We start from the raw sequence: 22,379 nt of genomic DNA on the forward strand, positions 1-22,379 counted from the left end.
CCTATTCGGCGCCGGGCCGCTGGTTGTAGCGGCCCACGCGTTCCTGGCCGGTGAGGTCGGCGATGGCGTTCATGATCCGGTCGGTGACCTGGCGGCGCTGGGGCAGCGAATGGCCCGGGCCGACGCGGTCGAAGTACAGGGGCTCCCCGACCTTCATGGTGAACCGTCGTGGCGTGACCATCATGCTGTCGGCCGGCTGCAGCCGTTCGGTCCCGATCAGGCCCACCGGCACCACGGGCGCCCCGGTGGTCAGGGCCAGCCAGCCGACGCCGGTCCGGCCGCGGTAGAGCATGCCGTCCCGGGAGCGGGTGCCCTCGGGGTAGATCCCGAACACGTCGCCCCGGTCGAGGATCTCGAGGGCGAGCTGGAGGGCGGCGACGCTGGCGGCCTGCTCGCCCCGCTCCACCGGGATGGATCCGATGCTCTGGAAGAAGGTGCGCATCGCCGCGCCCTTCACCCCGGTGCTGGTGAAGTACTCGGCCTTGGCGAAGAAACTCACCCGGCGCGGCATGAAGGAGGAGACGATGATGCTGTCCAGGAAGGACAGGTGGTTGGGGGCCACGATCACCGGGCCCGACGCCGGGAAGTTCGCCAGTCCGTGCAGGCGGGGCCGGCAGCTGAGCCGGAAGGCGGCGCGGGACGCGGCGCGGGAGCTCTCGTAGATGCTCATGCCGTCGCCTCGGTGCCCTGCCGTCCGGTCTGCTCGGCCGGTGGGCGCAGCAGGTCGGCGATGGCCTTCTCGAGTTCGCCGGCGCTGCCGACGACGACGGCCGCGCCGGCGTCGACCAGTTCCCGGTCGCCGGCGAAGCCCCAGGCGACGCCGATGCCGGCGAGCCCGTTCTCGGTGGCGCCGATCATGTCGTGCCGCCGGTCGCCGACCATGACGGCGCGCGCGCGCTCGCCCGCGGCCGGGCCGTCGATGCCGAGGTCGGCGAGCGCGGCGGCCACGATCCGGGTCTTGGTCAGCGGCACCGGGTCCTCCTCGTCGTCGGAGGAGCCGTGCACGACGTCGAACGCGTCGACCAGCCCGGTGGCGGTGAGCAGTTCGGTGGCCAGGCCGACGGGTTTCTGCGTCGCGACGGCGAGCCGGTACCCGCGTTCCCGCAACCGGGTCAGCAGGTCGGCGACCCCGGGGTAGACCCGGCTGGCCGCCATGCCCTCGGCCCGGTACCGGTCGCGGTAGGTGGCGATCACCGCGCCGAGCCGGTCCGCCGGCACGCCCGCGACGGCGCCCAGGGACTGCGCCAGCGGGGGTCCGACCATGCTGCGCAGCACGGCGTCCGGCGGGATGGGCAGTTCATGCTGGGCGAGCGCCTGCGTGATGCCGCCGGTGATCGCCCCGGCCGGGTCCACCAGCGTGCCGTCGAGGTCGAACAGCACGGCCGGGGTGGCGGGGTGGAAGGCGTCGGCGGTCACCGGGGAATTTTCCCACATCGGCCAGCCGCCACCCAACCGGATATGCCGATACCGGCATACTGGGCTCCGCCGTCCTGGGCTCCGCCGCTCAGGACGCCGCCGGGACGAGCAGCTCGGTGAGGAACTGCCCGGTGTAGGACTCCTCGACGGCCGCGACCTGCTCGGGTGTGCCCGTGGCCACCAGGGTGCCGCCACCGGAGCCGCCCTCGGGGCCGAGGTCGATCACCCAGTCGGCGCTCTTGATCACGTCGAGGTTGTGCTCGATGGTGATCACCGTGTTGCCCTTGTCCACCAGCGACTGCAGCACGAGCAGCAGCTTGCGGATGTCCTCGAAGTGCAGGCCGGTGGTGGGCTCGTCGAGCACGTACACGCTGCGGCCGTTGGACCGCTTCTGCAGTTCGCTCGCGAGCTTGACCCGCTGCGCCTCCCCGCCGGAGAGCGTCGTCGCCGGCTGGCCGAGCCGCACGTAGCCGAGCCCGACGTCGACCAGGGTGGTCAGGTGCCGGGCGATCGGGGTGAACGCGGCGAAGAAGGTCGCGGCCTCCTCGATCGGCATGTTCAGCACGTCGGCGATCGTCTTGCCCTTGTAGTGCACCTCGAGGGTCTCGCGGTTGTACCGCGCGCCGTGGCAGACCTCGCACGGCACGTACACGTCCGGCAGGAAGTTCATCTCGATCTTCAGGGTGCCGTCGCCGGAGCACGCCTCGCAGCGGCCGCCCTTGACGTTGAAGGAGAACCGGCCCGGCTGGTAGCCGCGCAGCTTGGCCTCGTTCGTCTCGGCGAACAGCTTGCGGATGTGGTCGAACACTCCGGTGTAGGTGGCGGGGTTGGACCGCGGGGTGCGGCCGATCGGGCTCTGGTCCACGTGGATGACCTTGTCCAGCTGCTCGAGCCCCTCGACGCGGGTGTGCCGGCCGGGCACCTGCTTGGCGCCGTTGAGCCGGTTCGCCATCGTCTTGTAGAGGATGTCGTTGACCAGGGTGGACTTCCCGGACCCGGAGACGCCGGTGACGGCGGTGAACACGCCGAGCGGGATGGACACGTCGAGGTTGCGCAGGTTGTTCTCCCGCGCCCCGATGATCTTGAGGGTCCGCTTCTTCTCGATCGGGCGCCGGGTGGCGGGCGGCTCGATGGCGCGCCGGCCGGCCAGGTAGTCGCCGGTCAGGGACGTGGTGTTCGCCAGCAGGTCGGCGTAGCTGCCGGAGTGGACGATCGCGCCGCCGTGTTCGCCCGCTCCGGGCCCGACGTCGACGATCCAGTCGGCCTCGGCGATGGTGTCCTCGTCGTGCTCGACGACGATCAGCGTGTTCCCGAGGTCGCGCAGCCGGGTCAGCGTCTCGATCAGGCGTCGATTGTCCCGCTGGTGCAGGCCGATCGACGGTTCGTCCAGCACGTACAGCACGCCGACCAGGCCGGAGCCGATCTGGGTGGCGAGCCGGATCCGCTGCGCCTCCCCGCCGGAGAGGGTGCCCGAGGGCCGGGACAGGTTGAGGTACTCCAGCCCGACGTCGAGCAGGAACGTCAGCCGGGCGTCGATCTCCTTGAGCACCTGGTGGCCGATCTGCTGCTCCCGGTCGGTCAGCTCCAGGTCCCGCAGGAACGCGGCGCAGTCGCGCAGCGGCAGGGCGCACACCTCGGCGATGGACCGCCCCGCGATCAGCACCGACAGGGACGCCGGGTTCAGCCGTGCCCCGTGGCACTCGGGGCACGGGATCTGCCGCATGTACTCCTCGTACCGTTCGCGCGCCGAGTCGGACTCCGTCTCGGTGTGCTTGCGCTTGATGTACGCGACGACGCCCTCGAAGCCGGTGCTGTAGGTGCGCTCCCGGCCGAACCGGTTGCGGTACTGCACGGTGACCTTGTGGTCCTTGCCGAGCAGGATGGCCTTCTTCGCGGCCGCGGGCAGCTGCGCGAACGGGGTGTCCAGGTCGAAGCCGAGCTCCCGGCCCAGGCCGTCGAGCAGCCGGTTCCAGTACTCGGTGGTGGCGGTGCCCAGGGACCACGGTGCGATGGCACCGTCCCGGAGGGCCTTGCCCGGGTCCGGGATGACGAGGTCCTCGTCGACCTCGAGCCGGGTGCCGATGCCGGTGCACACCGGGCACGCGCCGAACGGGTTGTTGAAGGAGAAGGAGCGGGGTTCGATCTCGTCGATCGCGAGCGGGTGCTCGTTGGGGCAGGCGAGGTTCTCGCTGAACGCGCGGGTGCGGTCGGGGTCGTCGACGTCGAGGTCGACGAAGTCGGCGAGCATGCGCCCCTCGGCGAGCAGCAGCGCGGTCTCAACGGAGTCGGTGAGTCGCTGCCGCATGCCCTCGCGCACCACGAGCCGGTCGACCACCACCTCGATGGTGTGTTTGTACTGTTTGCCGAGTTTGGGCGGCTCGGTGAGTTGGATCTGCTTGCCGTCGACGACGGCGCGGGCGAAACCCTTGGCGGACAGGTCCGCGAACAGGTCGACGAACTCGCCCTTCCGGCCGCGCACCACGGGGGCGAGCACCTGGAACCGGGTGCCCTCGGGCAGTTCGAGCAGCTGGTCGACGATCTGCTGGGGCGTCTGCTTCGTCACCGGCTCCCCGCAGATCGGGCAGTACGGGCGGCCGATCCGTGCCCACAGCAGCCGCAGGTAGTCGTAGATCTCGGTGATCGTGCCGACCGTGGACCGCGGGTTGCGGGACGTCGACTTCTGGTCGATGGACACCGCCGGGGAGAGCCCCTCGATGAAATCGACGTCGGGCTTGTCCACCTGCCCGAGGAACATCCGGGCGTACGCGGACAGCGACTCGACGTAGCGGCGCTGCCCCTCCGCGAAGATGGTGTCGAACGCGAGCGACGACTTGCCGGACCCGGACAGGCCGGTGAAGACGATCATCGCGTCCCGCGGCAGGTCCAGGTCCACGTTCCGCAGGTTGTGCTCCCGCGCCCCCTTGACGGTCAGGCGGGTCGGGTCATGCGTGATCAGTCGGGTCATCTCAGCGTCGGGCACGGCGTCCATCCTATCGAAGACTCGTTCGAGACGCGGCGGGAGAACCGCGGTTCAGCCGTCGGCGGAGCCGGTGTCGTCCGCCGCCCAGGCCGCCCGGAGCATGCTCGCGGCCTCGGCCTGGTCCAGGCCGGCCGCGCGGGCCGCCCGCGCCAGCTCCCGGGCGACCGCGGCGACCTTCCGCCGGGCCGCGTCGGTGGCCGCGACCGTGGTCCCGGCCCGGCCGGCGGTGACGACGATACCCGCCTCCTCCAGCTCCCGGTAAGCACGCGCGACGGTGTTGGCCGCGAGGTTCAGCTGCTGCGCGAGCACCCGCACCGGAGGCAGCCGCGACCCGGCCGGCAGAGCGCCGTTGGCGGCCGCGGCGGCGATGAACCGGCGGACCTGCTCGAACGGTGCGGTGGGGCTGGCGGGATCGATCCGGAGCGCGTCGATCAGGGGCGTCGCGGTCACCGGCTCACCTCCTCCTCGACGGCGGGCGCGGTGAACTGCGCGTTGTACAGCTCCCAGTAGTGGCCGCGGGCGGCCAGCAGGGCCTCGTGGTCGCCCTGTTCGACGACGCGGCCGTCCTCGAGCACGAGGATCAGGTCCGCGTCCCGGATGGTGGAGAGGCGGTGGGCGATGACGAAGCTGGTGCGCCCGGCGCGCAGCCGGTTCATCGCCTGCTGGATCAGCACCTCGGTGCGGGTGTCCACCGAGCTGGTCGCCTCGTCCAGGATGAGGATCTCCGGGTCCGCCAGCTGGGCCCGGGCGATGGTGACGAGCTGCTTCTGCCCCGCGCTGAGCGCGGAACCGTCATCGGACAGCACGGTGTCGTACCCGTCGGGCAGGGACCGGACCACGTGGTCCACGGAGGTGGCCCGCGCGACGGCGACGATCTCGTCCTCCCCGGCGTCGGGCGCCCCGTAGGCGAGGTTCTCCCGGATGGTGCCGCCGAACACCCACGGGTCCTGCAGCACCATGCCGAAGTGGCCGCGCAACTCGTCCCGGGTCATGGCGGCGATGTCCACCCCGTCGATGGTGATCCGGCCGCCGTCGAGCTCGTAGAACCGCAGCAGCAGGTTGACCAGGGTGGTCTTGCCGGCGCCGGTCGGGCCGACGACGGCCACGGTCTGGCCCGGCTCGGCCCGCAGGTCCAGGTGCTCGATCAGCGGGGTGTCCTGCCGGTAGCGGAAGGACACGTCCTCGAACGCCACCAGGCCCCGGGCCGTGGGCAGCCGCGCCGGGTCGGCCGGGTCGGGGCTCTGCTCCGGCGCGTCCAGCAGCTCGAACACCCGCTCCGCGGAGGCGAGCCCGGACTGGAGCAGGTTCAGCATGCCGCCGAGCTGCCCGAGCGGCTGGGAGAACTGCCGGGCGTACTGCACGAACGCCTGCACGCTGCCGATGGTGATCAGACCGGACGCCACCTGGAGGGCACCGACGACGGCGACGGCGACGTAGACCAGGTTGGAGACGAACATCATCAGCGGCATGATCAGGCCGGAGACGAACTGCGCGCGACGGCTCGCCTCGTACAGCTCGGTGTTGGTGGCGTCGAACGTGGCCTTCGCCTGGTCCTGCCGGCCGAACGCGGTGACCACCTCGTGCCCGGTGAACATCTCCTCGATGTGCGCGTTCAGGGCCCCGGTGCGGTTCCACTGGGCCATGAACTGGGGCTGGGACCGGCGGGCCACCAGCACGGTGATCACCGCCGACAGCGGGACGCTGACCACGGCGACGACGGCGAGGGCCGGTGAGATGGAGATCATCATGACGAGCACACCGAGCACGGTCAGCACGGACACGACGATCTGGGTGAGGGTCTGGTTGAGGGTCTGGGCGAGGTTGTCGATGTCGTTGGTGACCCGGGACAGCACCTCACCGCGCGGGTGATCGTGGAAGTGCGCCATCGGCAGCCGGGCCAGTTTGCCCTGCACGGACCGGCGCAGCGTGTACATGGCTCGCTGCACGGCCGCCGCGATCAGCCGGGCCTGCAGCCAGTTGAGCAGGAAGGCGACCAGGTAGAGGGCCAGCACGGTGAGCAGGATGCCCGCCAGCCGGCCCGTGTCCACGCCCTGCCCGGGGACGAAGCTCATGCCGGAGAGCAGGTCGGCCTGCTGCTGCTGGCCCGAGGCCCGCAGCCCGGCGATCAGCTCGTCCCGGGACACCCCGGCCGGCGTCATCCGGCCGATCACCCCGGCGAAGATGACGTCGGTGGCGGCACCGAGGATCCGGGGCGCCGCCACGGTCAGCCCGACCGCCCCGATCGCCATCAGCACGACCAGCGCGAGCTTGCCGGCGTCCGGGCGCATCACCCCGGCGAGCCGGCCCACGGTGGCGCGGACGTGCAGGGCCCTGCCCGGGGGCGCACCCCGTCCGTGCATACTCATGCCGCCTCCTCGGCGCTCAACTGGGACTCGACGATCTGCCGGTAGGTGGGGCAGTCGGCCAGCAGCTCCTCGTGGGTGCCGGTGCCGACGAGGGCACCCTCGTCCAGGACGAGGATGGTGTCCGCGTGCCGGATAGTGCTGACCCGCTGCGCGACGACGAGGACGACGGCGTCGCGGGTCCACGGGATGAGCGCGGCACGCACGCGGGCGTCGGTGGTGTAGTCGAGGGCGGAGAAGCTGTCGTCGAACAGGTAGACGCCGGGGCGGCGGACCAGGGCCCGGGCGATGCAGATCCGCTGCCGCTGACCCCCGGAGAAATTGGTGCCGCCGGGTTCGACCGCCCCGTCCAGCCCCTCGGGGAGGGCGGCGACGAAGTCCGCGGCCTGCGCGACGCGCAGGGCAGCCCAGAGCTGCTCGTCGGTGGCGTCCGGGTCGGCCATCCGCAGGTTGGTCGCGACGGTGCCGGAGAACAGGTGGGCGCGCTGGGGCACCAGGCCGATCCCGGCGCGCAGATCGTCCAGGGGGAGTCCGGTGGTGGGCCGGCCGCCGATGCTGATCGTGCCGGCGGTGGCATCGATCAGCCGCGGGATCAGGTCCACCAGGGTGGTCTTGCCGGCACCGGTCGAGCCGATGACGGCGGTGGTGCGCCCGGGCTCGGCCGTGAAGCTGATCCCGCTGAGCACGTCCCGCTGGGCCCCGGGGTAGCGGAACCCGACCCGCTCGAACCGGAGGGCACCGTGCAGCGGACCGTCCGCGACGGCGTCCGGCGCGGAGACGACGGAGGGCTCGGTGGCGACCACGGCCTGGATCCGCTCGGCGGACACGGCGGCGCGGGGCAGCATCATGAACAGGAACATGGCGAGCATCACCGCCATCAGGATCTGCATGATGTACGCCAGGAAGGCCGTCAGCGCCCCGATCTGCATCTGCCCGGCGTCGATGCGCATCGCCCCGAAGTAGAGCACGCCGACGGTGGCGACGTTGACGACGAGCATGATGGACGGGAACATCAGCGCCAGCAGGTATCCGGCGCCGAGCTGGGTGGCCGTCAGGTCCCGGTTGGCGGCGTCGAACCGGGCCGATTCCTGCCGCTCCCGGACGAAGGCGCGGATCACGCTCAGGCCCATGATCTGCTCGCGCAGCACCGCGTTGACCCGGTCCAGCTGGGTCTGGCCGCGGCGGAACAACGGCACCAGCTTCCGCACGATCAGCCCGATCACCACGAGCAGGAACGGCAGCACCACGAGCAGCAGCCCGGACAGCGCCACGTCCTGCTGCAGGGCCAGCAGCACGCCGCCCACGCCCATGATCGGGGCGGTGACGAGCATGGTGAACGACATCAGCACGAGCATCTGCACCTGCTGCACGTCGTTGGTGCCGCGGGTGATCAGCGACGGCGCGCCGAAGCTGCTCAGCTCCCGGGAGGAGAACCGCTGCACGGCGGAGAACACCTCGGCGCGGGCCTGCCGGCCCACACTCATCGCGACCCGAGCGGCGAGGAAGATGGCCGCGATGTTGCAGAGGATCTGCCCCACCGTCATCACCAGCATCAACCCGCCGACGGACCAGATCACGCCCAGGTCAGCCCGGACGATGCCCTCGTCGATGATGGTCGCGTTCAGGGTGGGCAGATACAGGGTGGCCAGGGTCTGCAGCAGTTGCAGCACGATGATCGCGATCACCGCCGCCCGGTGGGGTGCCAGGTGGCGGCCGACCAGCCGGATCAACATCGGGGTTCCTTTCCTGCGTCCGCTTCGGCCGGCACCGCGGTCAGCGGCGCACGGCCTCCAGTTCACGATCGTCGGTTCCCGGCGCGTCCGTTGCCGGCGCGTCGGCCCGGTGCGCGGCCCGTCGGCGGCCAATGGAGGGCCCGACGTCGGGGCCGGCGTCGCGTTCGGCGTCGACCTCGGTCGCCGCGGCGTGCCGCCCGTGGGCAGCACCGGAGATCACCGGCAGGGTGTCCGACGGCGGGGTGGCCTTAGCGGCGACCACCGGCTCGACGCTCGGCCGGACGTCGATGGTCGTGCGCAGCGTCCGCTCCCGGATCAGCAGCGTGGCGATCAGGACGACGACCGCGACGATCGCGGCGTAGCGGAAGATCAGGCCGGTCGCGTCACCGTAGGCGGCCCGGATGACCTCGCGGACCGGCCCCGGCAGGGCGTTCAGGTCCAGGGACGCGGTCGAGCCGGTGCTTCCGGTCGGCCGCATCCCGCGCGCGGCCATGCCCTGGGTCGTCAACTCGGTGACCCGGTTGCCGAGCACCGCGCCGAGCACGGCCACGCCGATCGCACCGCCGAAGGACCGGAAGAACGCGACGGACGCGCTGGCGGCGCCGATGTCCTGCACCCGCACGGTGTTCTGCACGGCGAGCACCAGGTTCTGCATCAGCGCACCGGTGCCCAGACCGACGAGGAAGATGTAGACCGAGACCTGCCACAGCGGCGTCGTGTGGTCCAGCGTGGAGGCGAGCCCGAGGCCGGCGATGAGCAGGATCGACCCGACCACGAGGAAGCGCTTCCACTTGCCGAACCGGGTGATCAGCTGCCCGGCCACGGTCGTGGCGATCAGGTTGCCGAAGATCATCGGGAGCATCAGCAGGCCGGCCTCCGTCGGGGTGTATCCGCGGGCGACCTGGAAGTACTGGCCGAGGTAGGTGTTGCCACCGAACAGGCCGATGCCCACCGCGACCGAGGCGATGATGGCGAGCGCCGTCGTGCGCTCGGAGACGATCTTCAGCGGCACGACGGGCTCCGCGACGCGGGACTCGACGACGATGAACAGGGCGATCAGCACGATGCTGCCGCCGACCATCCACACGGTCTGCGGCGACCACCAGTCGTAGTAGTCGGCCTTGCCGGCGAAGGAGACCCAGATCAGCAGGATGCTCACGGCCGCGGCCAGGAGCACGGCGCCGAACCAGTCGATGGAGACCTTGCGCTTGACGTTCAGGTGGCCCAGGTGCAGCTTGAGCTGGATGATGACGAGCGCGATCACGGCCAGGGGCACGCAGACGAAGAACGTGCCCCGCCAGCCGAAGGGGCTGTCCACGATCACGCCGCCGAGCAGCGGGCCGCCGGACATGGCCACGGCCATCACGGCGCCCATGTAGCCGGCGTAGCGGCCGCGCTGCCGCGGCGGGATGATCGTGCCCAGGATCGCCTGGGCGAGCGCGGTCAGACCGCCCATGGCCAGGCCCTGGACGACGCGGCCGACCATCATGATCGGGATGGTCTGCGCGACGCCGGCCCCGATGGAGCCGAGCACGAACATGACGATGGAGATCTGGACCAGCAGCTTCTTGTCGAACAGGTCGGCCAGCTTGCCCCAGATCGGGGTCGAGGCCGCGTTCGCCAGCAGCGCGGCGGTGATGATCCAGGCGAAGTCCGTCTGGGTGCCGTGCAGGTCGCCGACGATGCGCGGCAGCGCGTTGGCGACGATGGTCGAGGAGAGGATCGCGGTGAAGAACGCCGCGAGCAGGCCGGTCAGGGCGGCCAGGATCTCCTTGTGGGACATGTGCAGTTCTTCGGCCGGCGTCGTGGACGCCGGCCGTTCCGCTGCGGTGGTGCTGCTCATGAAGGTTTCCTCTACGCGCTCGTGATGGTGGCCTCGGGGGCGCTCCCCGGCGCCTCCCCCCGGTCCCCGTCGTGACGGGGCCGGACGTTCTCGTGCTGGGCCGCCTGGAAGACCTCACTCAGGCGGCCCAGGGTGCGGGTGGCGTGCTCGGCCTCGGCCTCGTCCCACCCGGTCAACAGGTCCTTGAGGCGCTGCGTGCGCTCCGCGGTGACGGCGCCGACCAGGCCACGGCCCGCATCGGTGACCGACAGCAGGCTCGCGCGGCCGTCGTCCGGATCGGGGCGGCGGCTGAGCAGTCCGCGGTCCTCGAGGGACGAGATCTGGCGACTCAGGGCGGACGTCCCGATCCCGAGCTCGTCGGCCAGCTCCGTCGCGCGCCGTTCCGAGGACGCACACAGCATGTAGAGGATGCCCACGTGGGCCATCCCCACGCCGTCCGCGGCGGCCACCTGACGCGCGGTGACGTGCTTGATGGTGCGCTGCAGGCGCGTGATCTGCTCCACCAGTGCGGCGGCGGTTCCCTCGGTGACGGTCATGATCCCCTCCGTCGATTTGTTGACCGAACCAACCATAGGCGCACTGTTTGCTTAGGTCAACTAACTAGCTTGTTATGCTGCTCACATGACCGACATCGCCGTGACGAAGACGACCGACGTCGTGCTGCGCAGCATCGCCGTCGGCTCGATGGACAACAACGTCTACCTGCTGACCTCGCGCCGCTCCGGCGCCCAGGCCCTGATCGACGCCGCCGCCGACGCCCCGGCGATCGAGGGCCTGCTCGCCTCCGCCGCGACCGACTCCCCCGCCGACCCGCGGCTCGCGCTGATCATCACCACTCACCGGCACCACGATCACGTCGGTGCGCTGGCCGCGGTCGCCGAGCGGACCGGTGCGCGGACCGCCGCCGGCCGGGACGACGCCCCGGCCATCGAGGTGCCGACGTCGGTGCTGCTCGACCACGGTGACGTCGCGGACTTCGACGGGTTCGCCCTGACGGCGATCGCCCTGCGCGGACACACCCCCGGGTCGGTCGCCCTGCTGCTGCGGGACCCGGCGGGTCCGGACCACCTGTTCAGCGGCGACTCCCTCTTCCCCGGCGGGGTGGGCCGCACGAGCGGGCCGGCGGACTTCCGTTCCCTGTACCGGGACGTCGTCGAGCGCGTGTTCGACGTGCTCGACGACGACACGGTCGTCCATCCCGGCCACGGGGCGCCGACGACGCTCGGGGCCGAGCGCCCGGCCCTGCCGGAGTGGGAGCGGCGCGGCTGGTAGCGAGCGCACCTCAGCGGCGGAGCCGGCTCGTGGTGGTCGGCACCCAGGCCGCCGGGCGTTCGATGACTCCCTCCAGCACCGTGATCGCGGCTCCGGTCGCGCCGGGCGCCCGGTCTTCCGTCCCCGTGTGCGCGCCGACCGTCACGGTCGGCCCGTCGAACCGGCCGGCGAGCGCCCGGGTTCCGAGCCGTTCGGCCAGGTCCGGCGCGATCAGCCCGGCGAGTCGGCCGAGATGACCGCCGAGGATCACCGCCGGGATGTCGAGGAGGTTGACGGCACTGACCAGCGCGGTCTCCAGGGCGCTCACCGCGGTGGCGAGCGCCCGCGTGGCCGCCTCGTCACCCTCGCGGCAGGCGGCGGCGAACCGGTCGATCCCGGCCGTCACCGGCAGCCCGGCCGCGCTCTGCAGCGCCCGGAGGCCCGCGTACCGCTCCAGGCAGCCGTGTGAACCGCATGGGCAGGCCGGTCCCGCCGGGTCCACGCACACGTGCCCGATCTCGCCGGCCCAGCCGTGCTGGCCCCGCATCAGGCGCCCGTCGAGCACGGCCGCGCCGCCGATGCCGATCTCCCCCGAGAGGTAGATGAAGTCCTGCGGTCCCTCCCGGCGGCCGGGGACCGGATGTGCCACCGCGACGGCGGCGCAGTCTGCCTCGTTCCCGAGCAGCACCGGTCCGAGGGCCGGCGCGGCGAGCAGCGGTCCCGGCTCGACGGCCGACCAGCCCAGGTTCGGCGCCCGCAGCAGCGTGCCCGAGCCGGGGCGGACGATGCCGGGCAGGGCCAGCCCGGTGCCCACCAGCGTCCGGTCCGGTCCGGCGGCCGCGGCCACTCGCACGCCGCACGCTCCCATCCGCGGCAGGACCACGGCCGGGTCACTGGCCACGAAATCCCCGTCCACCGTCTCCTCGGCGAGCACGCTACCGTCGAGGGCGACCAGGCGCGCCAGCAGGAACGTGGCGTTCACCTGCAGGCCGAGGGCGCAGAGCCGGTCGTCGGCGACCACCGGGGTCGCCGGCCGGCCGAGCCCGCCCCCGACCTTGGCGACCTCGCGGACCAGGCCGCCCGCCAGCAGGTCGTCGACCAACCGGGAAACGGTCGACCGGGTCAACGCCGTGGCCGCGGCGACGTCGGCCCGGGACATCGACGTGGTCGCGCCGAGGATGATGCGCGCGACCAGCGAGAGGTTGTGCTCCCGCAGCGTCGCCTGCGTGGCGCCGGCCACCGGGCGCGGGCGGGCAGGACGCGAGACGATGTTCACGGCATTGACTGTAACCGACCTCACCACTATGTTGTATGAAACAACAATCTCGACAGAGGAGTGATCATGGTGCGTCAGCCCACGAAGGACGACCGGTTCTCGTTCGGCCTGTGGACGGTCGGCTGGACCGGCATCGACCCGTTCGGGTCCGCGACCCGGCCGTCGCTGGACCCGCGGGAGTACGCGGAGAAGCTGGCCGAGCTGGGCGCGTGGGGCATCACGTTCCACGACAACGACGTCTTCCCGTTCGACGCCGACGAGCAGACGCGGCGCCGGATCACCGGTCAGCTCAAGGACGCCGCGGACCGCGCCGGCCTGGTGATCGAGATGGTCACGACGAACACCTTCACGCACCCGGTGTTCAAGGACGGCGGCCTCACCTCCAACGACCGGAGCGTGCGCCGGTTCGGCCTGCGCAAGGTGCTCTCCGCCGTCGACCTGGCCGCGGAGATGGGCGCCGGCACGTTCGTCATGTGGGGCGGCCGCGAGGGCGCGGAGTACGACTCCTCGAAGAACCTGTACGCGGCGCTGGAGCGGTACCGCGATGGCCTCGATACCGTCGCCGGTTACATCAAGGACCAGGGCTACGACCTGCGGATCGGTCTGGAGCCCAAGCCCAACGAGCCGCGCGGCGACATCTTCCTGCCGACGGTGGGCCACGCGCTGGCTCTGATCGCCGAGCTGGAGCACGGCGACATCGTCGGCCTCAACCCGGAGACCGGGCACGAGCAGATGGCCAACCTCAACTACACGCACGCCCTCGCGCAGGCGCTGTTCAGCGGCAAGCTGTTCCACATCGACCTGAACGGCCAGAAGGGCCTGAAGTACGACCAGGACCTGGTGTTCGGCCACGGCGATCTGCTCTCGGCCTTCTTCACCGTCGACCTGCTGGAGAACGGGTTCCCGGGTTCGCCCGACGCGCCCCGCTACACCGGCCCCAAGCACTTCGACTACAAGCCGTCCCGCACCGAGTACTTCGACGGCGTCTGGAAGTCGGCCGAGGCGAACATGGCCACCTACCTGCAGCTGGCCGAGAAGGCACGGGCCTTCCGGGCGGATCCGCGCGTGCAGGAGGCCCTGCACCACGCCGGCGTGGCCGACCTCGCCGAGCCGACACTCGCCGCGGACGAGACGGTGGCCGACCTGCGCGCCGCGGCCGACGAGTTCGACGTCGACGCCGCCGCGGAGCGCGACTACGGCTTCGTGGCGCTGCACCAGCTGGCCGTCGAGCACCTGATCGGCTGACCCGTGGCCCTCGTCGCCGGCGTCGACAGCTCGACGCAGTCCTGCAAGGTCGTCATCCGTGACGCCGAGACCGGGGCGCTCGTGCGCTCCGGGTCGGCGCCGCACCCCGACGGCACGGAGGTCGATCCCGCGGCCTGGTGGGACGCCCTCCAGGCCGCGATCGAGGACGCCGGTGGCCTGGACGGGGTCACCGCGATGGCGGTGGGCGGTCAGCAGCACGGCATGGTCGCCCTCGACGCGGCCGGTGCGGTGATCCGGCCGGCCCTGCTCTGGAACGACACCCGCTCGGCGGACGCCGTCGTCGACCTCGCCCACGAGCTCGGCGACGGCGACGTCGCGCGGGGCCGGGAGGCCCTGCTGGCGGCGGGCGGCTCGGTGCCGGTCGCCTCGTTCACGGTGTCCAAGCTCCGCTGGCTCGCCGACCACGAGCCGGAGCACGCGGCGCGCGTGGCCGCGGTGGCCCTTCCGCACGACTGGCTCACCTGGCGCCTGGCCGGGTCGGCCGACCTGGCCACCCTGACCACGGACCGCTCCGACGCCTCGGGAACCGGCTACTGGCAACCCGACACGGGGCAGTACCGGTGGGACCTGGTCTCCCGCGCCCTGCGGCGCGACGTCGGGCCGGACGAGCTGGTGCTTCCCCGTGTCGCCGAGCCCTTCGAGGCCGTCGGGACCACCGCCGGCGCCGGCGCGGTCCCGGCCGGAATCGTGCTCGCACCCGGGTGCGGGGACAACGCGGGGGCCGCCCTCGGGCTCGGCCTGGCTCCCGGGCAGGTCTTCCTCTCCCTGGGTACGTCCGGGGTGGTGGCGGCCGTGACCGAGGCCCCCACCACCGACCCGAGCGGCATCGTCGCGGGGTTCGCGGACGCGACGGGCGTCTTCCTGCCCTTGGCGTGCACGCTCAACGCGACGCGGGTGCTCGAGGCCGCGCGCCGCCTGCTCGGCGTCGAGCACACCGAGTTCAGCGAACTCGCCCTCGCCGCGGAACCCGGCGCGGGCGGCCTCGTGCACGTGCCGTACCTCGAGGGTGAGCGCACCCCGGACCTGCCCCGGGCCACGGGGTCGCTGCACGGGATGACGCCGGCGTCGCTGACCCGGCCGAACCTGGCGCGGGCGGCGGTCGAGGGCCTGCTCTGTCATCTGGCCGCCGCGCTCGACGGCATCCGCGCGCTCGGGGTCGACGTCACCGAGGTGGCGCTGGTGGGCGGCGGTGCCCGGTCGGCCGCGGTGCGGAAGCTCGCCCCCGGCCTGCTCGGCGTGCCGGTCCTGGTGCCGTCCCCGGGCGAGTACGTGGCCGACGGCGCCGCCCGGCAGGCCGCCACCGTTGCGGCCGGGGCTTCCGTCCCGATCGCCTGGACCGCCGGCCGGGCCGAGCGGTTCACCGGGACGCCGCAGCCGGGCGTCCGCGCCGCCTACGACCGGCAGGCCGCACGAGCGAGGGACGAGTTCGCCGGCGGCGGCCCCGTCGGCCGGGGGCCTCTCCCCCGGGACACGGTCGGCGCCGGCGCGTGACCACCGGGGTGGCCCGCTGACGGGGTGCCCACCCGGCTCGCCGACCGGATCGGCGGCCAGGACACACCGGCAGGACCGGCGGCGCTGGGCCTGTCGATCAGTCCGTCGTCGTGCGGAACTCCCAGCGGAAACGCGACCGCCGGACCTCGCCCGGCCGCAGCACGGCCGACGGCAGGTCCGCCCGGTTGGGGGCGTCGGGGCACTGCTGGGGCTCCAGCGCCACCCCGTCGCCCGGACGATACAGCTGCCCGCCGTGGCCGGGCACCCCGGTGGCGAGCACGTTGCCCGTGTACACCTGCAACGACGGCTGGTCCGCGAGCACGCGCACGCCCCGGCCGGCGGACGGCAGGCTCAGATCGGCGACCTCCCGCAGTCCGGTCCCCTCGGGCAGGTACGGGTGGTCGAGGCCGCCGACGGCGGCCACCTGCGGTACCGGGTGCCGTCGCGCGCGGCCGAGGACCTCACCGTCGCGCAGATCGAGGCCGACCGCGGTGACGTCGGCGATCTCGCCGGGGATGCCCGTCGCGTCCACCGTCAGCACCCGCTCGGCCGGCACCCGCAGCACGTGCTCGTCGATGCTGCCGCCTCCGGCGAGGTTGAGATACAGGTGGCTCGTCAGGCCGACCACGGTCGGCGCGTCGGTGCGGGCCTCGACGGTCAGCTCCAGCGTCGCGCCTTCCACCGCATACCGGGCGCGTACGTCCAGCCGGCCGGGGAAGCCGCCGTCCCCGTCGAGACTGGCCAGCTCCAGGGTGAGCGTCGCCGGGGTGTGTTCGGTGACCGCCCACGTCCGACGGTCCAGTCCGGTGTTCCCGCCGTGCAGGCTGTGGGCGCCGTCGTTGGCGTCGAGCCGGTGGCGCCGCCCGTCGAGGTCGAAGGCGGCGCCGGTGATCCGGTTGGCGTACCGGCCGATCAACCCGCCCAGGTAGCTGTCCGGGTGGGCCAGGTACCCGGCCATGTCGGCGAAGCCGAGCGCGACGTCCGTCCAGCCCGCGCCCGCACCTCTACCCGGGTGGTCGGCGTCCTCGCGCAGGCGGACGCGGTTCAGGGTGGCGCCGTGGTCGAGGACGGTGACCGCGAGGGCGTCGCTGCCGATCTGCCGCGCGGTCACCGTCCCGCCGGCGGCGTCCACGCCGAACCGGCGTGCCGCGCCCGGCGCGTCCGGACGGCCCTCGGCCTCCTGGCCGGCGGCGTCGCTCACTGCGCTCGCGCTCACGCGCGGTCGAGCGTCCAGGGGGTGGTCAGCACGCGGCCCTCGGGCACGACCCGCCGCTGCCCGGTGATGTTGAAGGTCAGCTCCGTGACGATGTCCCGGCTGGACGTGCCGACCCGCAGGCTCATGGTCCCGGGCTCGACGATCCGCCGCAGGTCCGCCCCGGTGAACGAGGTGCGGTCGGCGTGGACGCGGAACCGCGCGACGGCGGACTCGCCCGGCTCGAGGGTGACCTTCGCGTAGCCGATCAGCGCGACGACGGGACGCGTCACCTCGGCGACGTCGTCGTGCAGATAGACCTGGACGACCTCCGTGGCCGCACGCTCCCCCGGGTTGCTGACCGGCACGGTGACGACCAGCTCGCCGTCGACCGGCAGCTCGCTCCGGTCCAGGACGGCCTCGCCGAGCTCCAACCGGGTGTAGCCGAGACCGAACCCGAAGGGGTAGAGGGGCCGGGGGTCCAGATTGGAGACCCCCTCGCTGAACCAGCCCAGCGGCGGGGCCAGGTACGTCCCGGGCTGACCGCCGACCGTGGCGGGGATGCCCACGGGCAGGCGGCCGGAGGGGTTGACGACGCCGGTGAGCACGTCGGTGAGTGCCGCTGCCCCCTCCTCCCCGGGCATGAACGCCTGGACAACGGCCGCGCACCGGTCGGCGTAGTCCCCGAGCGCGTAGGGGCGGCCGGAGACGACGACGAGGACCACCGGGGTGCCGGTGGTCAGCACGGCCTCGACCAGGTCGCCCTGCACGCCGGGCAGCCGCAGGTCCTCGGTGTCGCAGCCCTCCCCGGACGTGCCCTGCCCGAACAGGCCCGCTAGATCGCCCACGGCCAGGACCGCGACGTCGCTCCCGGCCGCGAGCGCGACGGCGGCGTCGAACCCGCTGCGGTCCGGCTCCAGCACCGGGGCGCCGAGGGTGTGACCGACGGCGTCGCCCAGCCGGTCGGTCAGCCCCTGCAGCAGCGAATCGACCGGGATGCCGAGCCCGAGATCGGGGTAGCGCCCGAGCACGTGGTTGGGGAACGAGTAGCAGCCCAGGAAGGTGCGCGGCTCGTCGGCGCAGGGACCGATCAGGGCGACGGATGCACCTCCGGCCAACGGGAGCACCCCGTCGTTGGCGAGCAACACGATGCTCTGCTCGGCGACCTCGCGGGCGAGTTTGCGGTTCGCGGGCGCGTCGAGATCCCGGTCCGCGCCGATCTGCTCGGGATCGAACCCGGGGTCGAGCAGACCGAGCTCGACCTTCTGTCGCAGCACCCGGGCGACCGAGGCGTCGATCGCGGCCTCGTCGACCAGGCCCGCCTCCACCGCTGCCGCGAGGTGGGCGTAGGTCCCCGTGTTGGGCAGTTCGACGTCCAGGCCCGCGCCCACGGCCTGGGCGGCGGCCTCCGCGGGGCCGGCGGCCACCCGGTGCATGGTCTCGAGGAAGGTGACGGCCCAGTAGTCGGAGACCACCACGCCGTCGAAGCCCCACCGGTCCCGCAGGACGCCGGTCAGCAGTTCCCGGTCGGAGGCGGCCGGGACGCCGTCGACATCGGAATAGGAGTTCATCACCGACCGCACGCCGCCCTCGCGCACGGCGACCTCGAACGGGTACAGGATCACGTCCTCGAACTCGCGGCGACCCATCGGCACGGGGGCGTGGTTGCGTCCCGCCCGGGAGGCCGAGTAGCCCGCGAAGTGCTTGAGGGTCGCGTGCACGCCGGCGGCCTGGAGCCCGCGCACGTAGGCGGTCCCGAGCGTGGCCACGAGGTAGGGATCCTCTCCCGTGGTCTCCTCCACCCGGCCCCAGCGGTAGTCGCGCACGACGTCGAGCAGCGGCGAGAGGCCCTGGTGCACGCCGACGGCGGCCAGGTCGGCGCCGATCGCGTGCGCCATCCGCTCGATCAGGTCCGGGTCGAAGGTGGCGCCCCAGGCGATGGCTGCGGGGTAGACGGTGGCCCCGTACGCGGTGAAGCCGGTGAGGCACTCCTCGTGCGCGATCGCCGGGATGCCGAACCGCGAGCGCTCGATCACCTGGCGCTGGTAGTCACGGAGGTGCGCCAGCCCGTCGGCGACGGACACCGGCTCGGTGCCCCAGTTGCGGGTCAGGTGCCCGAGCCCGTGCCGGGTGGCGTCGTCCCAGGTGACGCCGGCGCTCAGCCCGCTCTCCATGGGAGCGACGTCACCGGCGAGTTGGCCGGCCTGCCGGGGGGTGGGCCAGAAGCTGCCCAACTGCCCGATCTTCTCGTCCAGTGTGAGTTCGGCCAGCAGGGCCTTGACACGGGTATCGGCGGGCTGCTGCGGATCGTTCCAGAGGTGCATGTGGCTCCTGGAGACAGGCACCGGGACCGGTGCGACGGGGAGGGACGGGGAGAAGCAGGGGGACTACTTGGAGAAACCGGCGGTCAGGCCGGAGACGAGCTGCCGTCGGCCGACGGCGTAGGCGGCGAGCAGGGGCAACACCGAGAGCACGACGGCGGCCAGGATGGCCGGCACGTTGACGGTGAAGGCGCCCTGGAAGGACCACAGGGACAGGGGCAGCACGCGCTGGCTCGCGCTCTGGGTGAGGATCAGGGGGAACAGGAACCCGTTCCACACGTTCAGGGCGTCGTAGATCGCCACCGTGATGATGGCCGGCTTCGCCAGCGGCACGGCGAGCGACCAGAGCATCCGCCACGGGCTGGCGCCGTCGACCGTCATCGACTCGAACAGCTCCCCCGGCACGTCCCGCAGGAAGTTGACGAGGATCAGCACGGTGATGGGGATGGCGAACGCGATCGAAGGCAGGATCAGCGCCCACAGGGTGTCGTACAGACCCAGCTGCACGATGAGGTAGTAGACGGGGATGATCACGCACTGCAGGGGGATCGCGATGCCCAGCAGCAGCGCGTCGAAGAACCGGCGGGAGAACCGCGAGGGGTTCCGCACGATCACGTAGGCGGCGAGCAGGCACACGAACACCGCCGCGGCCACGCTCACGCCCGTGACGACCACGGAGTTGAGGAAGTAGGTCGCGAAGTCCGCCTGCAGCACCTGGCCGTACGCTGTCAGCGTGGGCGCCGTCGGCACCGACAGCGGGTTCGCCGAGAAGTACTGGGCCCGCGGGCGCAGGCTCGTGACGACGATGTAGTAGATCGGCAGGATCGTGATCGCCAGCCAGAGCCAGCCGAGTGCGCCACCGATCAGGTTCGGCGCGTTCCGTCCGCGCAGGGCGACGGACACGCGAGAGGTCTTCCGTTCGCGCAGGGCGAGGACCAAGTCAGGCTCCTTCCAGGCGGCTGGCCGCGTTGGCGCCGCCGCCGAGCCGGTTGAGGACCAGTGAGATGGTGAGGCCCAGGACGACGAGCAGCACGCCGACAACGCTGGCGCCGCCCATGTCGTAGGAGCGGAAGCCGCGCAGGTACATGTCCAGCGGCAGAATCCGCGTCGCGTCGCCCGGTCCCCCACCCGTCATGACGAAGATGAGGTCGAAGTACGTCAGCGACCCGACGATCATCAGCGTCGAGGAGGTGATGATGGTGTTCCGCACCTGCGGGAGGGTGATGTGCAGGAACATGCTCACCCGGCCGGCGCCGTCGATCCGCGCCGCCTCGTACATCTGCACCGGGATCTGCCGTACCGCGCCCTGGTAGAGCAGGGAGTGGAACGGGATGAACGACCAGGACACGACGAACAGGATGGTGGGCAGCGCGAGGGACGGGTTGCCGAGCCAGTCCTGGTTCAGCCACTCGATGCCGAAGGCGCGGCCGAGGCCGAAGTTGGGGTCGAGCAGGGCCTTGTAGGCGATGCCGATGGCCGCTGCGGAGAACAGCAGGGGCAGGAAGTACAGCACCGAGAGCACGGCCCGGTATCGCTGCTGGCCGGCCATGAAGACGCCGAGCAGGAGGCTGGCCGGGAACTGGACGAGCCAACTGGCCGCCGTCAGCACCAGGGTGAGGCCGAAGGCGCGTTGCGTCGTCGGGTCGGAGAGGATCCGACCCCAGTTGTCCGCGCCGATCCAGGCGGGGGTGCCGAGCCCGTCCCAGGAGGTGAACGACAGCGCCAGCACCCCGAGCAGCGGGATCAGCGCGAACGCACCGAAGAACACCAGGGCCGGCGCCGCGAGCCAGGCCGAGGGGCCGGTGCGCACGCCCGCATGCGCACCGGCCCATCGCGCTCGGCTCACTTGGCCGCCTTCATGGCGGCCGCGAACTGCTGCGGTGTCGCCTGACCCAGGAAGAGCTTGCTGAGGTTGGTCAGCAGCGTCTGGGACTGGGAGGAGGTGAGGGCCTGGTCCCAGGACAGCTCGAAGTTCGGCGCGTCCTTGACCATGCCGTACGCGAAGGTGAGGAAGTCCTTCTGGTCCGACTCGGCCAGCTTGCTCTCCGCGTCCTTCGTCACCGGGACGTTGCCGCCGTCGATCAGGGACTTCACGTAGGTGTCGTTGAACAGCGACTCGTTCAGGTATTTCAAGGCCGCCGTGCGCTGCGCCTCGGAGGCGTTGGCGGAGATCGACCAGAAGTTGGCCGGGTTGCCGACGATGTTGTTCTCATCGCCCTTGCCGCCGGACACGGACGGGAAGTCGGCGTAGCCGAGCTTGCCCGCCTTGACGAAGTCGGGGTTGTCGGTGAGGAAGCTGCCGTACACCCAGGCACCCTGGAGCAGCATGCCCGCCTGGTTCTGGTGGATCAGCGCGACGTCGGCGCCGGAGTCGGCGGTGACCGAACCGTAGCGGTCGCCGAAAGCGCCCGCCTTGACCAGCTGGGAGATCATGTCCAGGGCCTTGAGCATCGCCGGGTCGCTCCAGGCGGAGGCGTCGCCGGCCTTGATCTTCCCGAACAGCTCGGGGCCGCCCACCCGGTCGGCGAGGTACTCGAGCCACATCAGCTCGGGCCACACGCTCTGGCCGGCGAGGGCGATCGGGGTCTTCACCCCAGCCGCTTTGAGCTTCTCGACCGCCGAGAGCAGCTCGTCGAAGGTGGTGGGCGCCTTGCTCAGGCCGGCCTTGCTCATCACGTCCTTGTTGGTGAAGAGGACGACCGGCTGGGCGTTGTTGTTGGGGACGGCGTAGACCTTGCCGTCCACCTTTCCGGACGCGAGCACGGACGGCAGCAGCCGGTTCTGCAGGACCTTCGTGGACTCGGTGAGGTCGACGACCTTCTTGTTCTGCACGTACTCCTTGAGGGTGCCGCCGCTCCAGTTGTAGATCAGGGTGGGCGCGTTCCCGGAGCCGACCGCGGTGCGGATCTTCTCCTTGTACGCGTCGTTCGCGAAGAACTCCGAGGAGACCTTCGTGTCGCCGTTCGCGTTGTTCCATTCGGTGAAGGAGTCGCGGAACGCTTGTTCGGCGCCACCGGTCAGGGCCCAGGCGGAGAACCCCGACCCACCGGCTGCGCCGCCGCCGTCGGCGCCGCCCGGCCGGGCCCCGCCGCCGCACGCGGTGAGAGTCAGGGCCGAGACGACGGTGACCGCCACCACGCCCGCTCGAAGTCCTCGCATCGCCAACCTCATTCCTGCGCAACGTTGCGCTGTTGTTTCCGTCACAACACACGCTAAGCCCGACGCCAGTGTCGCGACAAGCCCTCCA

At 71.9% G+C, this 22,379-nt stretch carries 17 protein-coding genes; 3 read left to right on the forward strand and 14 right to left on the reverse strand.

Translation table 11 applies throughout. The features are described 5' to 3' along the window. Position 1: 1 nt before the first annotated feature. From BKD30_RS05175 to BKD30_RS05210, 8 genes are all read right to left on the reverse strand, one after another. On the reverse strand, positions 2–670 hold the full coding sequence (locus BKD30_RS05175) for a lysophospholipid acyltransferase family protein (protein ID WP_076702876.1): 669 nt from the start codon (positions 668–670) through the stop codon (positions 2–4). Further along, positions 667–1,416, reverse strand: a complete 750-nt coding sequence (locus BKD30_RS05180) for an HAD hydrolase-like protein (RefSeq protein ID WP_235861461.1) — start codon at positions 1,414–1,416, stop codon at positions 667–669. The genes BKD30_RS05175 and BKD30_RS05180 overlap by 4 nt, the downstream gene beginning before the upstream one ends. 88 nt (positions 1,417–1,504) lie before the next feature. After that, complete coding sequence (gene uvrA, locus BKD30_RS05185) at positions 1,505–4,405, reverse strand: excinuclease ABC subunit UvrA (RefSeq protein WP_076702880.1); 2,901 nt, start codon at positions 4,403–4,405, stop codon at positions 1,505–1,507. A gap of 42 nt (positions 4,406–4,447) precedes the next feature. After that, on the reverse strand, positions 4,448–4,846 hold the full coding sequence (locus BKD30_RS05190; protein WP_235861465.1) for a GntR family transcriptional regulator: 399 nt from the start codon (positions 4,844–4,846) through the stop codon (positions 4,448–4,450). Continuing rightward, positions 4,843–6,762 carry an ABC transporter ATP-binding protein gene (locus BKD30_RS05195; protein ID WP_076702882.1) on the reverse strand — a complete coding sequence of 640 codons (1,920 nt, stop codon included), beginning with the start codon at positions 6,760–6,762 and terminating at the stop codon, positions 4,843–4,845. Before BKD30_RS05195 ends, BKD30_RS05190 begins: the two co-directional genes overlap by 4 nt. Next, positions 6,759–8,492: an ABC transporter ATP-binding protein gene (locus BKD30_RS05200; RefSeq protein ID WP_076702884.1), complete on the reverse strand. Its 1,734-nt coding sequence runs from the start codon at positions 8,490–8,492 to the stop codon at positions 6,759–6,761. The genes BKD30_RS05195 and BKD30_RS05200 overlap by 4 nt, the downstream gene beginning before the upstream one ends. A gap of 40 nt (positions 8,493–8,532) precedes the next feature. After that, positions 8,533–10,335: an MDR family MFS transporter gene (locus tag BKD30_RS05205; RefSeq protein WP_076702885.1), complete on the reverse strand. Its 1,803-nt coding sequence runs from the start codon at positions 10,333–10,335 to the stop codon at positions 8,533–8,535. Between the two features lie 11 nt (positions 10,336–10,346). Then, the gene (locus BKD30_RS05210) at positions 10,347–10,871 is read right to left on the reverse strand and encodes a MarR family winged helix-turn-helix transcriptional regulator (RefSeq protein ID WP_076702887.1); all 525 of its coding nucleotides are present in this window, start codon (positions 10,869–10,871) and stop codon (positions 10,347–10,349) included. An 85-nt stretch (positions 10,872–10,956) separates the two neighbouring features. Between BKD30_RS05210 and BKD30_RS05215 the strand changes: the two genes are divergently transcribed. Then, the gene (locus BKD30_RS05215) at positions 10,957–11,607 is read left to right on the forward strand and encodes an MBL fold metallo-hydrolase (RefSeq protein WP_076702889.1); all 651 of its coding nucleotides are present in this window, start codon (positions 10,957–10,959) and stop codon (positions 11,605–11,607) included. A 10-nt stretch (positions 11,608–11,617) separates the two neighbouring features. Here BKD30_RS05215 and BKD30_RS05220 read toward each other — a convergent pair whose 3' ends face one another. Beyond that, the gene (locus BKD30_RS05220; protein WP_235861467.1) at positions 11,618–12,862 is read right to left on the reverse strand and encodes an ROK family transcriptional regulator; all 1,245 of its coding nucleotides are present in this window, start codon (positions 12,860–12,862) and stop codon (positions 11,618–11,620) included. Positions 12,863–12,928: 66 nt separating this feature from the next. Here BKD30_RS05220 and xylA point away from each other — a divergent pair, with 66 nt between their 5' ends. Both xylA and xylB read left to right on the forward strand, forming a co-directional pair. After that, on the forward strand, positions 12,929–14,107 hold the full coding sequence (gene xylA, locus BKD30_RS05225) for a xylose isomerase (protein WP_076702893.1): 1,179 nt from the start codon (positions 12,929–12,931) through the stop codon (positions 14,105–14,107). Positions 14,108–14,110: 3 nt separating this feature from the next. After that, a complete protein-coding gene (gene xylB, locus BKD30_RS05230) occupies positions 14,111–15,619 on the forward strand; it encodes a xylulokinase (RefSeq protein WP_076702895.1) in 1,509 nt (502 codons plus the stop codon). 97 nt (positions 15,620–15,716) lie between these two features. Here the strand turns inward: xylB and BKD30_RS16075 are convergent, their stop codons facing one another. From BKD30_RS16075 to BKD30_RS05255, 5 genes are all read right to left on the reverse strand, one after another. Next, entirely contained in the window at positions 15,717–16,835 is a 1,119-nt protein-coding gene (locus BKD30_RS16075) for an aldose epimerase family protein (RefSeq protein WP_159440545.1), read from the reverse strand. Then, positions 16,832–19,135, reverse strand: a complete 2,304-nt coding sequence (locus BKD30_RS05240; RefSeq protein WP_076702897.1) for a glycoside hydrolase family 3 N-terminal domain-containing protein — start codon at positions 19,133–19,135, stop codon at positions 16,832–16,834. Before BKD30_RS05240 ends, BKD30_RS16075 begins: the two co-directional genes overlap by 4 nt. 63 nt (positions 19,136–19,198) lie before the next feature. Further along, positions 19,199–20,023: a carbohydrate ABC transporter permease gene (locus BKD30_RS05245; protein WP_083956043.1), complete on the reverse strand. Its 825-nt coding sequence runs from the start codon at positions 20,021–20,023 to the stop codon at positions 19,199–19,201. A 49-nt stretch (positions 20,024–20,072) separates the two neighbouring features. Beyond that, complete coding sequence (locus BKD30_RS05250; protein ID WP_076702899.1) at positions 20,073–20,978, reverse strand: carbohydrate ABC transporter permease; 906 nt, start codon at positions 20,976–20,978, stop codon at positions 20,073–20,075. Next, positions 20,975–22,291 carry an extracellular solute-binding protein gene (locus BKD30_RS05255; protein ID WP_235861468.1) on the reverse strand — a complete coding sequence of 439 codons (1,317 nt, stop codon included), beginning with the start codon at positions 22,289–22,291 and terminating at the stop codon, positions 20,975–20,977. Before BKD30_RS05255 ends, BKD30_RS05250 begins: the two co-directional genes overlap by 4 nt. Positions 22,292–22,379: the final 88 nt, after the last annotated feature.

The sequence above is a fragment of the Tersicoccus phoenicis genome (assembly GCF_001968835.1).
Lineage (GTDB): Bacteria > Actinomycetota > Actinomycetes > Actinomycetales > Micrococcaceae > Tersicoccus > Tersicoccus phoenicis.